Here is a 15,005-nt window from a genome sequence, read left to right on the forward strand (position 1 = left end):
AAGTCCATGGATAGCCGCCTGCGGCGGCACGATAAGGCAACCCGCTTTCGCGGGAATGACGAGCAAGAGTGGGCTTTCGCGGAGCTGTTCCCATCACGCAGTGGTCTCCTCTTCTTCGGCAGGCGTGGCTTCTTCCAGCGCCTCCAGCGGCAACCACACCCGGCCATCGACCACCCGCACCGGGAAGCCGCGCGCGCACCCCACGTCCGGCGCACAGGCATTGCCGCTTTCCAGCTCGATGTTCCAGCCATGCAACGGGCAGGTCACGGTGTCGCCGGCGACAATTCCCTGCGACAGCGGACCACCTTTGTGGGGGCAGCGATCGGCCAGCGCGAACACGCGATCGGCCGCGGGGCGGAACAGCGCGATGTCGTCATCACCCATGCGTTCGATCACGCGTGCGCCGAGCACCGGGATGTCGTCGAGCGCGCAGACCTGGATCCACTTTCCTGCATCGCTCATCTCAATCCTCCAGCACGGCGGCAATGCGACGGTCCGGGCGCAGCCGCGTGTACTCGCGTGGGGGTTGCGCCTGCCGTACGCGCTCCGCCCAGGGGTCGGGCAGCCCTTCCAGCGCGTACAGCAGGCGCTCGAACAGCGCGCGGCGATTGCCGGCGTCCTCGATCACCTTCTGCCTGACGTAGTCGAGTCCGACACGGGCGATGTAGTGCACGGTGCGGTCGAGGTAGTAGGCCTCCTCGCGGTACAGCTGCAGGAAGGCGCCGACCAGCTCCTTCACCTCGTCGCCGGTCTTCACCTTGGCCAGGAACTGCGCAACCTCGGTCTTGATGCCGCCGTTGCCGCCGACGTGGATCTCCCAGCCCGAATCGACCGCGATGATGCCGACGTCCTTGATCCCCGACTCGGCGCAGTTGCGCGGACAGCCGGACACCGCCAGCTTGACCTTGTGCGGACTCCACATGTTGGCCAGCATCGTTTCCAGTTCGATGCCCATCTGGGTGCTGTTCTGGGTGCCGAAGCGGCAGAACTCGCTGCCGACGCAGGTCTTCACCGTGCGGATCGACTTGCCGTAGGCGTGGCCGGACTTCATGCCGAGATCACGCCAGACGTCGACCAGATCCTCCTTCTTCACCCCGAGCAGGTCGATGCGCTGGCCGCCGGTGACCTTGACCATCGGGATTTCGTACTTGTCGGCGACGTCGGCGATGCGGCGCAACTCGGACGGGTTGGTCACCCCGCCCTTCATCTGCGGCACCACCGAGAAAGTGCCGTCCTTCTGGATGTTGGCGTGGGCGCGCTCGTTGATGAAACGACTCTGCGGATCGTCCGCCGCCTCGCGCGGCCAGGTCGAGAGCATGTAGTAGTTGACCGCCGGGCGGCAGGTCGCGCAGCCGTTGGGCGTGCGCCAGCCCATCTTCTCGTAGGCCTGCGCATGGGTGACCAGGTGGTGTTCGCGGATCGCCTTGCGCACCTCGCCGTGGCTGAGGTCTGTGCAACCGCACACGGCCTTGGTCTTCGGCGTCTCCTGGAAGCTGGAACCGAGGCAGTTCATCAGGATCTGCTCGACCAGTCCGGTGCACGACCCGCAGGAGCTGGCCGCCTTGGTGTGCTTCTTGACCTCGTCGACGGTAAACAGGCCCTGCTCGCGAACCGCCTTGACGATCGTGCCCTTGCACACGCCATTGCAGCCGCAGACCTCGTCGCCGTCGGCCATCTTCGCGATGCGGTCCTGGCCGCCGGTGCCGGCGTCGCCGATCGCGTTCTCGCCGAACATCAGCTGGTCGCGGAATTCATCGACCGGGGTACCATCCTTGATCAGCCTGAAGTACCAGCCCCCGTCGCCGGTATCGCCGTACAGGCAGGCGCCGACCAGTTTGTCGCCTTGCAGGACGAGCTTCTTGTACAGGCCGTCGGACGGGTCCGAAAGCACCACTTCCTCGGTGCCTTCGCCGCCCATGAAGTCTCCGGCCGAGAACAGGTCGATGCCGGTGACCTTGAGCTTAGTCGAGGCCACCGAACCCTTGTAGATACCGATGCCGAAGGTCGCCAGGTGGTTGGCGCAGACCTTGGCCTGCTCGAACAGCGGCGCGACCAGGCCGTAGGCGATGCCGCGATGGCTGACGCATTCACCGACCGCGTACACGCGCGGGTCGTAGGTCTGCAAAGTGTCGTTGACGACGATGCCGCGGTTGCAGTGGATGCCGGCCTCCTGCGCGAGTCGGGTGTTGGGGCGGATGCCGGCGGCCATCACCACCAGGTCGGCCGGCACCTCGTCACCGTCGGAGAAGCGCACCGCGGTGACCTCGCCGTCCGGGTTGCCGACCAGCTCGGTGGTCGAGGTGTTGAGGCGGAACTTCAGCCCGCGCTCGGTGAGCGACTTCTCCAGCATCTGTCCCGCGGTCGGGTCGAGCTGGCGTTCGAGCAGCCAGCCGGCCAGGTGGACGACGGTCACGTCCATGCCTCGCAGTTTCAGGCCGTTGGCGGCCTCGAGGCCGAGCAGGCCGCCGCCGATCACCACCGCACTCTTCTTCACCTGTGCGGTGTCGATCATGGTCCGGGTGTCGTGGATGTCGCGGTAGCTGATCACCCCCTGCAGATCCTTGCCGGGGACCGGCAGGATGAAAGGTTCGGAACCGGTGGCGACCAGCAGGCGGTCGTACTCGGCCTCGGTGCCGTCGGCGGCGATCACGCGGCGGCGGATGCGGTCGATCTTCACCACCTCCTTGCCGACGTGCAGGCGGATGCCGTTCTCCTCGTACCAGGACAGCGGGTTGAGGATGATGTCCTTGAACGCCTGCTCGCCGGCCAGCACCGGCGACAGCAGGATGCGGTTGTAGTTCGGGTGCGGCTCGGCCCCGAACACGGTGATCTCGTACATGTCCGGCTGCAGCTTGAGCAGCTCCTCAAGCGTGCGGATGCCGGCCATGCCATTGCCGATCACGACGAGCCTGGGCTTCTTCATTTCTTCCTCTGTCTCCAGCCTGGGCAGGTGGGGGCTGCCGGTTTCACCGTGCTTGTTCCCGTGCATGCGGGGCCTGCCTCGCGGGTTGCAGCATCCGCGTCATGAACGCGCTATGCGGATCCTCGGCGTACTGCGCGAACGGCCCGCAGGTTTGGAATCCGTAGCGTGCGTACAGGGTGCGCGCCGCGCTGAATTCGGGTTGCGTACCGGTCTCCAGGCTCAACTGCCGGTAGCCGCGCCGTTGCGCTTCCTCCAGCAGGTGGCGCAGCAGCGCCGACGCCACGCCCCGGCGCTGGTGCCGCACCGAGGTGCGCATCGATTTGATCTCGCCATGGCCCCGGTCGAGCTGCTTGAGGGCGATGCAACCGAGCAGCTCGCCGTCGCTCCATGCGCTCCAGAAAGTGACCTCCGGTGTTCGCAGGCGGTCGAGGTCCAGTGCATGCACGCTCTCCGGTGGCGAGATCCGGTGCATCTCGTCCAGGTGCTCGCGCAGCAACGCGGCGATCTCAGGGCCGGTCAGCGGGTCGACTTGGATCTGCATGTCCGTCCTCATACCCGTGCGGTGCCCGTCGCGGCCCAGTGCATGCGCCAGCGCTGCTTGACGCCCACCAGGCACAGCGACGCAGACAGTGCCACGGCGGCGAACAGCCACAGGCCGATCGAGTAGCTGCCGGACTGCTGCTTGATCACACCCATGCCCGCCGCCAGCACGAAGCCGCCGACGCCACCGGCCATGCCGATCAGTCCGGTCATCAGGCCGATGTCGCTGCCGAAGCGCTGCGGCACCAGCTGGAACACCGCACCGTTGCCGGCTCCCAGGCACAACAGCGCGACCACGAACAGCGCCACCGTTGTCGCCGCGCCGCCGGTGCCAAGCGCGGTGGCGGCCACCAGCACGCTCACCGCGACATAGACCATCTGCAACGAGCGTGTGCCGCCGATGCGGTCGGCGATCACGCCACCGAGCGGGCGCATGGCCGAACCGGCCAGCACGCAGGCCGCGGTTGCCCAGCCGGCGATCTTGGGCGCGAAGCCGAACTCGTCATGGAAATAGCCCGGCAGCACGCTGGCGAAGCCGACGAAGCCGCCGAAGGTGATTGCGTAGAAGAACATGAACCACCACGAGTCGCGATTGCCGACCAGCACGCGGCCGTAGTCGGCCAGGCCCTTGCGCGGCACCTCCACCGGTGCGTCTTTCGCATACAGGAAGAAGATGGCCAGGACCACCGCCAATGGAATGCAGGCCAGCCCGAATACGTTCTGGTAGCCGAAGGCCGCGGCCAGCGCCGGCGCGAACAGTGCCGCCAGCACGGTGCCGGAATTGCCGGCACCGGCGATGCCGAGCGCGGTGCCCTGGTGCTCGGGCGGATACCAGCGCGAGGCGAGTGGCAGTGCGACCGCGAACGAGGCACCGGCCACGCCGAGCATCACCCCCAGCAACAGCACCTGGCCGAAACTGTGCACGCCCAGCGACCACGCCACCAGCAGCGCAATGATCACCATAACCTGCGCCAGTAGACCGGTGGCGCGTGCGCCGATGCGATCGGCGAGCAGGCCGAGGAACAATCTCAGCACCGCGCCGCACAGGATCGGCACCGCCACCATCAGCGCGCGTTGCTGGGTATCCAGTGCCAATGCCTGCGCGATCTGCACCTGCAACGGTCCCAACAGGTACCAGACCATGAAGCTCAGGTCGAAGTAGAGGAACGCCGACAGCAGTGTGGGTGTGTGCCCGGACTGCCAGAAGGATCGATTCATGCACGCCATCTCCTGAAGGTGTCGCCACCGGTTGTGCCGGCAGCGACGCGGTGGGGGGTCGAAGCGAAGCTTCGAAACAAAAACGGCGCCTTCCGGCTCGCACCGGAAAGACGCCGTTGTCTGCGTGGCAGGACCGTCGTTGGCCCGGCGACGGAAGCTGGTTGTCGCGGTCACGCCGTTGTGCCCGCATCCCTTGTCTAGCAATCAGCGTGCCAGGATTTGCGTGGCAATCGTTTCATATGAAACACGATGCGATTCAAGGCATTGGCGACATCACGCAGCGTTGCGCAGCGGATGCGCCCCCGCGCAATGCACAACATCGGCGCAGGACTGCATCATGTTTGTGCGGTGCATCAACACCTCGCAGTCCGGGCAAGCGAAGCGCACCCGGGACCGAGTGCTGGATAGCTGGACGTGTTCCGCTTGCCGGGCTACGACTGATCGGGCCTGCGTGCGGTCAGGCCAAGGTGTTGTCATCGTGCGGAACACTGTTCCGGCTGTCGCTTGCGGGCAGAAGGATGCCAAGCGCGCGCGCAGCCTCCCGATACGTGTCGAGGCGCAGTACATCGCGCAGCCGGTCGTCCTCATTGGATGCACCGGCTTCGGGCAACCAGCCCCAGCGGCGGAACTGTCGCAGGAACCATCGCGCATCCGACAGCCACGGAAAGTTGGCTTCGCCTCCGGCATGAAAGCGCATCATCTCGCCGGCCGGTTCGTCCGCACCCGCCAGCAGGCACGCCGCAAGGCGTTCCTCCGGCAGGCCGATCGCGTCGGGTGCCGCCAGCCAGGCCACCGCATCGCGGCGATGCCCGGGTTCGTCCAGCCAGCGGCAGGCTTCCAGCACGGCCGTGGTCAGGGCCCGCGCGACATCGGGTTGCAGCGCGGCGAACTCGCGCCGGCAGGCCAGCACCTTTTCCGGATGGCCCGACCAGATGCGTCCGCTGCGGATCACCCGCCGGCCGGCGCCGATCGCTTCGGCCTGCGCACCCCAGGGTTCGCCGGCGCAGAAGCCGTCCAGTTCGCCGGCCGCCAGCGCCTGCGGCATCTGCGACGGCGGCAGGCTGACCGCTTCGATATCGCGCATCGGATCCACGGCTTGCGCGGCCAGCCAGTAGTACAGCCACAGTGCATGCGTGCCGGTCGGGAAGGTCTGCGCCAGCACCGGCCGCCGCGGCAGCGAGCGCAGCAGGTCGGCCAGTGGTTCGCCATCGACATGCCGGGCTGCCAGCGCAGGCGACAGGGTGATCGCCTGGCCGTTCTGGTTGAGTCCGAGCAGGATCGCCAGGTCGGCCTGCGGGCCGCCGATGCCAGCCTGCACGCCATGGACCAGCGCCGCCATCGCGTGCACCGCGTCCAGTTCGCCCGACAGCAGGCGGTCGCGGATCGCCGCCCACGAGGCCTGCCGGTGCAGGCGCAGGCGGATGCCATGCTTGCGGTCCAGGCCCAGGCGGACGGCCGCGACCAGCGGCGCCGCGTCGATCAGCGGCACGAAGCCCACATCCAGCATGCATGCCCCGTGGTGGTCGATCACATTCATCGGCTTCGTCCCAGCATGTTCACCCCAGCAGATCGGCCATGGCGATGATCCGGCGGGCCACGTCGGCCAGCTTCACACCCTGTTTCATCGCCTGCTGGCGCAGGGCCGTGTAGGCCTCCGCTTCGCTCATGCCGCGTTTGTCCATCAGCAGGCCCTTGGCGCGGTCGACATCCTTGCGATCGCGCAGTTTCCGTTCGAGATCGTCGAGCCGATGGCGGGCATGTGTCTGCTGCTCGAAGCGCGCCATCGCCACGCTCAGGATCGGTGCCAGCCGCGACGGCGCCAATCCGTCCACCACGTAGGCGGCGACGCCGGCACCCAGTGCGTCGCGGATCAACTGGTCGTTGCCGTCGGCACTGAACATCACCACCGGCTTGGGCGCATGCCGGTCGAGCATCGCCAACTGCTCCAGGGTGTCGCGCGAAGGAGAGTCGACGTCGAGGATGATCACGTCCGGCTGCAGCTGCTCCACTGCCTTGAGCAGGCCGGCTGCCGCCGCATGCGGCAGCACCTCGTAACCGGCAGCCTCGAGTGCGCCCTTGAGATCGGCGACCGGCTTGTCGGTATCGTTGACGAGGAGGACGCGCAGCATCGTGATGGGGGCTTGGTTCGGTCGGCTTGACGTGGCTCTTCACTGCATGTTGCCATGCAACATAAGTCACCGCGAGCCCCTCGCCAACGGGAGCCCCTCATGCCGCTTTACCCGCTGTTCGCCGATCTGCGCGGCCGCGAGGTGCTGGTCGTCGGCGCTGGCGAAGTCGCCACGCGCAAGGTCGAGGCCCTGCTCCATGCCGGTGCGCGGGTGTGCGTGTGCGCGCCGGAGCTGGGCGCCACGCTGGCACGCTGGCATGCCGCAGCACGGCTGGAACATCGCCCGCAGGCATTCGACCCGGACTGGCTCGATGCGTTCTGGCTGGTGGTCGCCGCGACCGATGACGGGGTTTTCAACGCGCGGCTGGCCGCCGAGGCCGGACAGCGCAAGCGACTGGCCAACATCGTCGACGACGCGGCCTTGTCCACCTTCCAGGTCCCGGCGATCGTCGACCGCGCGCCACTGCTGGTCGCGATCTCCTCTTCCGGTGCCGCGCCGATGCTGGCCCGCCGGCTGCGTGCGCAGCTGGAAACACAGCTGGATGCGTCATGGGGCCGGCTCGCAAACCTGTTCGCACGCCATCGCGACGCGATCCGTCAGCGTTTTCCCGAGCTTGCGCAACGCCGTCGCTGGTACGACGCGATCATCGACGGCCCGGTGCCGGCATTGTTGCGAGCCGACCAGGACGATGCCGCCGAACGGGCGCTGCTGGCCGCACTCGACGCGCCGGTCACTGGCGCCGGCGGCGTGGCCCTGATCGTTGCCGATGGCGACCCGGAGCAGTTGACCTTGCGCGCGTTGCGGGTGATGAACCAGGCCGACGTATTGTTCCACCATGACGGCATCGACCCGGGGCTGCTGGCTTTGGCTCGCCGCGATGCACCGCGCGAGCCGTTCGTGAAACCGTTCCTGAAACCGGACGGGTTCCTGGTCGAACGGGTCGTCACGATGGCGGGGCAGGGGAAGCGGGTGGTGGTGCTGGATACGGCCGACACCGACGCCTCCAGTCGTGCCCTGTCGGCCGGACTCGAAAAGCACGGCGGGGCACTTGAACTGATCACCTGCGCCGGGGCGGCGCGGTTCCTGTAGCAAGCCGTTGAACAAGTCCCCGGCCGAGCGCGTCCGGGACGAATGAGGCCGGGAACTTTCGTGCCTGACGGGCGCAGAGAATCCCGGGCGCGGGATCGCCCGGGTTGCCGCACCAGGGCGTCATGCCCAGCCACCACGGTCCACTCCGCTACCGATTCCGGGTATCGTGGCCCCTTCTTTGCCGGGCCGGCCCCGGAGATTCGAGAGGGGAGTCGATAACGTGGACAAACTGGTCACCTTGCTCAACGACATCATCTGGAGTCCGCCGCTGGTCTACCTGTGCCTCGGCGCGGGCCTGTACTTCTCGATCCGGACCCGCTTCATGCAGGTGCGCGGCGTGAAGGAGATGATCCGGTTGCTGTTCAGCGGCCAGGCCTCGCAGGCGGGCGTGTCCTCGTTCCAGGCGCTGGCGATTTCGCTGTCCGGTCGTGTCGGCACCGGCAATATCGCCGGCGTGGCGACCGCGATCGCCTTCGGTGGACCGGGTGCGGTGTTCTGGATGTGGGTGGTCGCCTTCCTCGGCGCCTCGACCGCCTATGTCGAATCGGCACTCGGACAGATCTACAAGGAGAAAGACGACAACGGCCAGTACCGCGGCGGCCCGGCCTACTACATCGAAAAGGGGCTGGGACTGAAGTGGTATGCATGGATTTTCGCGGTGGTGACCGTGGTCGCGACCGGCTTCCTGTTGCCTGGCATCCAGGCCAACAGCATCGCCAAGGGGCTGAACGAAGCCTGGGGCATCGCGCCGGCGGTGACCGCGGCCGGCGTGGTGGTGGTTCTGGGTTTCATCATCTTTGGCGGCGTCAAACGCATCGCCCATTTCGCCCAGGTGGTGGTGCCGTTCATGGCGCTGGCCTACATGCTGGTCGCGCTGGTGATCGTGTTCATCAACATCCAGCAGGTGCCGGAGGTGTTCACCCTGATCATCAAGAGTGCGTTCGGCATGGAGGCCGGGTTCGGTGCGGTGGTCGGTCTGGCGGTGCAGTGGGGCGTCAAGCGCGGCATCTATTCCAACGAAGCCGGCCAGGGCACCGGCCCGCACGCCGCTGCCGCAGCCGAGGTCTCGCACCCGGCCAAGCAGGGCTACGTGCAGGCTTTTTCGGTCTATGTCGATACCTTGCTGGTGTGCTCTGCCACTGCCTTCGTGATCCTGTCGACCGGCATGTACAACGTCTACGATCCGGCCAGTGCCATCGATCCGGCGACCGGCCTGCATGCCGCCAACCTGGTGACCAACCTGGCCGGTGTCGAGCATGGCCCCGAGTTCGCCCAGCATGCGATCGAGTCGGTGCTGCCGGGGTTCGGCAAGTCGTTCGTAGCGCTGGCGCTGCTGTTCTTCGCCTTCACCACCCTGATCGCCTACTACTACATGGCCGAGACCAACATCGCCTACATCAACCGCAAGGTGCACCGGCCGTGGATGGTGTTCGTGCTGCGCATCGGCATCATGGCCGCGGTCACCTATGCTGCGATCGGCCGCGTCGGCACCGCTTGGGACCTGGGCGACATCGGCGTCGGCCTGATGGCGTGGCTCAACATCATCGCGATCCTGATCCTGCAGAAACCGGCCCTGGCTGCGTTGCGCGACTATGAGCGGCAGAAGAAAGCCGGCCAGGATCCGGAGTTCGACCCGGAAGCGCTGGGCATCCGCAATGCAGGGTTCTGGGAGCGGCGCAAGAAAGGCGATGACACAGGCGCATGAACGGGAAGGATTCACCCTGGCAGCGTCGCCGGCAGCATGACCGGCGACAGCAGGCCGGCGGCAACGACGCCGGCACGCATGGCACAGGAGCGCACGATGCAGATGTACGCGATGCCGGGGCGCGCGACGCGGGTGCACGCGAGCTGCGCCTGTATGGTTTGAACGCGGTGCGGGCGATGTTCGCACGTCGACCCGAAGCCTTGCGCAAGCTGTATCTGGCCGAATCCCGCATCCCCGAGTTGCAGCCGCTGTTGAAGTGGTGCGTGGCCCACCGCATCGGCTACCGCGTGGTCGATGAGGACGACCTGCGCCGGTTGGCCGCCAGCAGTCATCACGAGGGCGTGGTGGCCGACGTGTTGCGGGAGGCACCGCTGTCGCTGTCGACCTGGCTGCAGCAGTTGCCGGATGGACCGCAATGCGCATTGTGGCTGGACGGTGTCGGCAACCCCCACAACCTGGGCGCGATCCTGCGCTCGGCCGCCCACTTCGGCGTGTCGGCGGTGTTGCTGCCCGGCCATTCGACGCTGGCCCTGTCGGGTGCCGCTGCGCGGGTGGCCGAAGGCGGCGCCGAAGCGGTGCCGCTGGTGCGCCTGGGGCGTGCCGACAATGCCGTCGCCCAGCTGCGCGGCGCCGGCTTCAGCCTTGCCGCGACCGTGGTCGAAGACGGTACCGACCTGTTCGCCACTGCGCTGCCGGAACGGCTGGTCTACGTGCTCGGCGCCGAGGGCGAAGGCATGGATCGTGCTTTTGCCGGCGCCTGCGACCTGAGCCTGTCGATCCCGGGCACCGGCGCGGTCGAAAGCCTCAACGTCGCCTCCGCCACCGCCGTGCTGCTGGCCGCCTGGCGGTCGCGGCACTGAGCCAGGTCGACTTCCGGTTCAGCTTGCACGCGTGATGATCGGCACCGGTATGCGCCAGTGCCCGGCAATGGATGAAACCATGAAGCCAGTCCTGACATTCATGTCCCGTCCCGTCCTGTTCCTGCTACTGCTACTGCTCTCTTCCGTTCCGGGTGCGGCCATCGCGCGCGGGTCGTTCGCGGTCGACTACAGGGTCGAGCTGCTGCCCGCGCGTGGCGACGCGCAGGTGGTGATCGCGACCAAACCCGTCGATGGGCGTTTGATCCGTCTGAAGATGGCGCTGCCGCAGGCACGCTATCGCGACCTGCGCGGCAACGGCGAAATCGAGCGCGACGGCGAGCTTGTCACCTGGACGCCGCCAGCGCAGGGCGGTACGTTCCGCTACCGGGTGCGCATCGACCATCGCCGTCGAGGCGACGGTTTCGATGCGCGGATCACCGATGATTGGGCACTGCTGCGTGGCGACGACCTGTTTCCGCCGATGCAGGCGACTGTCACCCGCGGCGCCGATTCGCGTGCTCGCCTGCGCTTCGTGCTGCCGGAGGGCTGGAGCGCAGTGACTCCGTATTCATCGACAGGCGACGGCAAGACCTTCGTGGTGGTCGACAGCGAACGGCGCATGGACCGCCCGAAGGGCTGGATGCTGTTTGGCCGGATCGGGGTCCGCCGCGACACCATCGCCGGAAGCAGGATTGCGGTGGCCGCGCCGGTCGGCCAGGGCGCCCGTTTCGGCGACCTGCTGGCCTTCGTCACCGCGATCGCCCCGGAAGCGCAACGTGCCTTCGGGAAGTTGCCGTCGCGGTTGCTGGTGGTCCAGGCCGGCGACCCGATGTGGCGCGGTGGTCTGTCGGGACCGCAATCCATCTACCTGCATGTCGAGCGGCCGTTGATCAGCGGCAACGGCAGCAGCACCCCGGCACATGAACTCGTCCACGTCGTCACGCGTCTGTCCGCGGACGCAGGCGACGACTGGATCGTGGAAGGTCTGGCCGAGTACTACTCGATCGAGCTGACACGCCGTGCCGGCCTGCTCAGCCGGCGCCGCGCCGACAAGGCGCTCGACTGGATGCGCGCGCACGGCCGCGGCGTCATCCGGCTGCAGACCAGCCGCGCCAGCGGCAAGGTCACCGCGCGCGCGGTCGTGCTGTTCGCCGACCTCGATGCCGAAATCCGCGCCGCCGGCGACCACAGCCTGGACGACGTGGTGCGGAAGCTGATGCGGAAGCGCCAGGTCAGCCGCGCGGCACTGCGCGCGGCCGTGAGCGACGTGCTGGGCAGGGAATCGCGCACCCTGCGCAGTACCTTGCTCGATTGAGCGCGCTGCTATTCCCCTTGCTTCGGCGCGCTGCCGAAGCCGCCTTCGGCCGAAGCGGCGAGGTAGGCGAACACGGCATAGGCGGCAACGTTCTGCGCCAGCGCTGCGGGGTCGATCTTGTCGAAGGTGTCGTCCGGGGTGTGGTGCAGATCGAAATAGTCGGTGCCGTCCTGGGCCAGTCGCGCCCAGGCCAGGCCTTTCTCCACGAACGGGATCAGGTCCGGACCGGGGCCGCCCTGGCCTGGCAGGTGCTCGATGCCAAGCGGTGCGAGCGCCTCGGCGATGCGGCGCTCGGCATCGGCCGCATAGTCCGGCGCCGAGCTGGAGTAGCCATATATGCGGCCGGCACCGAAGTCGCTTTCGGCACCGATCACGTGCAGTTCGATGTCTTCCTCGTGCGCCTCGGCATAGGCGCGGCCGCCGTGCAGGCCTTGTTCCTCGTTGGCCCAGGCGATCACCCGGATGCTGCGTGCGGGGCGCCCGCCATCTGACTTGCCGAGCTTGCCGATCAGCGCTCCGGCGGCCATGGTGATGCCGACACCGGCGGCATCGTCGACCGCGCCGGTGCCCAGGTCCCAGGAATCGAGGTGACCGCCGATCACCACCACTTCCTCCGGCCGCTCGCTGCCGTCGATCTGGCCGATCACGTTCTGCGAGGTGTATTCGCCGTCCCAGCCGCAGTCCAGCGCCAACTGCAGCCGGGTCGGGCCGAGCGCAAGCAGGCGGGTCAGCTGCTCGGCATCGGGCACCGACAGCGCGGCCGCGGGGATCGGGGTCAGGCCTTCGTCGAAGCGGGTGATGCCGGTATGCGGCATGCGGTGCGAATCGGTGCCGGCCGAGCGCATGATGAACGCCGCGGCGCCGGCGCGGATCGCGGCCGACGGGCCGCCGCTGCGCACGCGGCTGCCGGGGCCGTAGCCACTGCCGTCGCGGGCACGCTCCATCTTGTAATCCACAAAGGCGATCTTGCCGGCCAGCGAACCGGCCGGGACAGCTTCCAGTGCGGCCAGGTCGGCGAAACGCACCACCTCGCCTTCGACCGTGCCGGCCGGACTGCCGCCCAGGGCGGTGATGGTCAGCGGCTGTGCATGCGGACCGAGTACCCGTGCACTCTCACTGCGGCGTTCCCACTTCGGAAAGGTCACCGGCTCGGTCCAGACCTTGTCGTAGCCGAGCTCCTTGAATTTGGCCACCGCCCAGGCCACTGCCCGGGCATCGGCCTCGCTGCCGGCCAGGCGCGGGCCGATCTCGGTGGTCAGCGATTCGGTGACCCGGTAGGCCAGGTCGCTGGCCAGTCCCTGCTCGCGCAGGGTGGCGGCGGTGGCCATCGCGCTGTCGGGAATGACCGTTGGCCCGGGTTGCGCGGCGAATGCGGGGGCGGCGGCGCCGGCGGTGATCAGCAGGGACGTGGCTAGTGCACTGCGCGTGACAAATCGTGAGATGGAGGGTGGTGGATCTGGGTGCAGATCAAGGCGTGAGGAGGAGGCATGGCAGTCGCCATGGCGACGACGAGCAACGTCGAACTGCGCCCAAAAACGCCGCCAGACGCTCACGACTTGTTGCGTGTAGTGCACTTGAGCCAGCAGCGGTGCGCGCATTCGGTAAACCTCGGGCTGGAAAAGACGAAGCCGCGAGCTTAGCAACTCGCGGCTTCGTGCCGGGGTGTCTCAAGTCATGCGTGACTTGACGGTTTTTGGTCGCAGTCTTGAATGCCGCTCATGGCTGCATGCCGATAGCCTGTTTCTCGCTCTGGGGATGGCGGCTTCGGAAGGAGTCGCCGCCCGTCGCCTTTCGCGAGCGTGAAAGCTCGTTGCTTCGGCAAGTCTTCTTCGGGCGCCGACAACGTGTCCAGAAGTCGGAGGCCCTGCCTTTACGAGACACGCCGTGAACCCATCCATGGGGGCTCATCCGAAACATCCATGTTTCGGAAGGTCTCGCAAAGGCAGGGCCTCCGACTTCCGCGTTTACGTTCCCGCACTTGGGAGAAGAGCCCTATTTCTTCAGCGAATCGCGGATCTCGCGCAGCAACAGCACTTCCTCGGCCGGCTCGGCCGGCGCTTCCTCGGCCGGAACCTCGGCCTTCTTCAGCCGGTTGTAGGCCTTGATGAAGAGGAAGATCACGAACGCGATCAGCAGGAAGTCGATGACGGTCTGGATGAAGGCGCCGTACTGGATCGCGACTTCGGCCACCTCGGCGCCGGCCGCGTCGACCGTGGCCGGGCTGAGCACGTACTTCCAGTCGCTGACGCTCGCGCCACCGGTCAGTCCGCCGATAACCGGCATGATGATGCCGTCGACCAGGGCGGTAACGATCTTGCCGAATGCGGCACCGATCACCACTGCCACGGCAAGGTCGATCACGTTGCCCCGTGCAATGAATTCCTTGAACTCGCTGACCATTCCCATGCGGCGTACTCCAGGTGGATTTGAGTCGCGACAGGCTACCGCAAAGCGCGCGGTGGCAGGCAGGGGCAAATACTCAGCCTGTGGCCGGGGGCAGGATCCGTCCGGCCAGTGCCGGCAGGCCATCGAGCGTCGCCTCGTAGCTGTCGCCGGCTTGCAGCGGACCGACCCCAGCCGGAGTGCCCATGAACACCAGGTCGCCTGCGCGCAGGGCATACAACTTCGACAACTCGTGCAGAATTTCCGGCACGGTCCAGATCAGGTCGTCGAGCGAACCGCGCTGGCGGGTTTCGCCATTGACCGCCAGCGCGATCGTGCGCCCGGCCAGCGCGCCGATTTCCGCTGCCGGTACCAGCGGACCGACCGGTGCGGAGAAGTCGAACGATTTGCCGGTGTCCCACGGCAGCCCCTTGGCCTTGGCCGCCGCCTGCAGGTCGCGGCGGGTCAGGTCGAGGCCGAGGCCATAGCCGTAGACCAGCGAGCCGGCCGCATCCGGCGCAAGCATGCCGGGCGGAGCGTCCGTGCCGAGCGCCACCACCAGTTCGACCTCATGGTGCAGCTCTCCGGTGCCGGGCGGGTAGGGAACCCGACCGTCCAGCACCAGCGCATCGGCGGGCTTGAGAAAGAACACCGGTTGGCCGCGGTCGGCCTTGCCGGTCGGCACGGTAGCGCCCATTTCGCGCGCGTGGTCGGCGAAGTTGCGGCCGACGCAATAGATGCGGCGGACCGGAAAATACAGGCTGGAGGCACGGAGCTCGTCGTGGCCGTGGACCGGGATGCGCGGTGTTGCCGGCGCCGGGATGACGTCGACCATGGGCAAGGC

Annotated in this window: 13 protein-coding genes; 4 read left to right on the plus strand and 9 right to left on the minus strand. The window is 67.4% G+C overall.

The window, feature by feature from the left end; all coding sequences use genetic code 11:
• Positions 1–93: 93 nt before the first annotated feature.
• The 6 genes from nirD to FKV23_RS03260 form a co-directional block, all read right to left on the minus strand.
• A complete protein-coding gene (nirD, locus tag FKV23_RS03235) occupies positions 94–462 on the minus strand; it encodes a nitrite reductase small subunit NirD (RefSeq protein WP_141622562.1) in 369 nt (122 codons plus the stop codon).
• A 1-nt stretch (position 463) separates the two neighbouring features.
• Complete coding sequence (gene nirB / locus FKV23_RS03240) at positions 464–2,923, minus strand: nitrite reductase large subunit NirB (protein WP_141622563.1); 2,460 nt, start codon at positions 2,921–2,923, stop codon at positions 464–466.
• A gap of 43 nt (positions 2,924–2,966) precedes the next feature.
• The gene (locus tag FKV23_RS03245) at positions 2,967–3,464 is read right to left on the minus strand and encodes a GNAT family N-acetyltransferase (RefSeq protein ID WP_141622564.1); all 498 of its coding nucleotides are present in this window, start codon (positions 3,462–3,464) and stop codon (positions 2,967–2,969) included.
• 8 nt (positions 3,465–3,472) lie between these two features.
• Positions 3,473–4,642, minus strand: a complete 1,170-nt coding sequence (locus FKV23_RS03250; RefSeq protein WP_208543270.1) for a nitrate/nitrite transporter — start codon at positions 4,640–4,642, stop codon at positions 3,473–3,475.
• 496 nt (positions 4,643–5,138) lie between these two features.
• The gene (locus tag FKV23_RS03255; RefSeq protein WP_244244083.1) at positions 5,139–6,218 is read right to left on the minus strand and encodes a CmpA/NrtA family ABC transporter substrate-binding protein; all 1,080 of its coding nucleotides are present in this window, start codon (positions 6,216–6,218) and stop codon (positions 5,139–5,141) included.
• A 19-nt stretch (positions 6,219–6,237) separates the two neighbouring features.
• Complete coding sequence (locus tag FKV23_RS03260; protein ID WP_208543271.1) at positions 6,238–6,807, minus strand: ANTAR domain-containing response regulator; 570 nt, start codon at positions 6,805–6,807, stop codon at positions 6,238–6,240.
• Positions 6,808–6,909: 102 nt separating this feature from the next.
• On the opposite strand from FKV23_RS03260, the gene FKV23_RS03265 reads away from it, so the two are divergent.
• From FKV23_RS03265 to FKV23_RS03280, 4 genes are all read left to right on the plus strand, one after another.
• Positions 6,910–7,899, plus strand: a complete 990-nt coding sequence (locus FKV23_RS03265) for an NAD(P)-dependent oxidoreductase (protein WP_141622567.1) — start codon at positions 6,910–6,912, stop codon at positions 7,897–7,899.
• A 220-nt stretch (positions 7,900–8,119) separates the two neighbouring features.
• Complete coding sequence (locus tag FKV23_RS03270) at positions 8,120–9,604, plus strand: alanine/glycine:cation symporter family protein (protein ID WP_141622568.1); 1,485 nt, start codon at positions 8,120–8,122, stop codon at positions 9,602–9,604.
• On the plus strand, positions 9,601–10,464 hold the full coding sequence (locus FKV23_RS03275; RefSeq protein WP_141622569.1) for a TrmH family RNA methyltransferase: 864 nt from the start codon (positions 9,601–9,603) through the stop codon (positions 10,462–10,464). Before FKV23_RS03270 ends, FKV23_RS03275 begins: the two co-directional genes overlap by 4 nt.
• A gap of 100 nt (positions 10,465–10,564) precedes the next feature.
• Positions 10,565–11,779 carry a hypothetical protein gene (locus tag FKV23_RS03280; RefSeq protein ID WP_141622570.1) on the plus strand — a complete coding sequence of 405 codons (1,215 nt, stop codon included), beginning with the start codon at positions 10,565–10,567 and terminating at the stop codon, positions 11,777–11,779.
• Between the two features lie 8 nt (positions 11,780–11,787).
• Here FKV23_RS03280 and FKV23_RS03285 read toward each other — a convergent pair whose 3' ends face one another.
• The 3 genes from FKV23_RS03285 to FKV23_RS03295 form a co-directional block, all read right to left on the minus strand.
• Positions 11,788–13,221: a M28 family peptidase gene (locus FKV23_RS03285; RefSeq protein ID WP_407067665.1), complete on the minus strand. Its 1,434-nt coding sequence runs from the start codon at positions 13,219–13,221 to the stop codon at positions 11,788–11,790.
• A 550-nt stretch (positions 13,222–13,771) separates the two neighbouring features.
• Positions 13,772–14,185 (minus strand): large-conductance mechanosensitive channel protein MscL, encoded by a 414-nt coding sequence (gene mscL, locus FKV23_RS03290; protein WP_141622572.1) that lies wholly within the window; start codon positions 14,183–14,185, stop codon positions 13,772–13,774.
• A gap of 73 nt (positions 14,186–14,258) precedes the next feature.
• Positions 14,259–14,996 (minus strand): fumarylacetoacetate hydrolase family protein, encoded by a 738-nt coding sequence (locus FKV23_RS03295; RefSeq protein ID WP_141622573.1) that lies wholly within the window; start codon positions 14,994–14,996, stop codon positions 14,259–14,261.
• Positions 14,997–15,005: the final 9 nt, after the last annotated feature.

The organism is Lysobacter alkalisoli (genome assembly GCF_006547045.1).
Lineage (GTDB): Bacteria > Pseudomonadota > Gammaproteobacteria > Xanthomonadales > Xanthomonadaceae > Marilutibacter > Marilutibacter alkalisoli.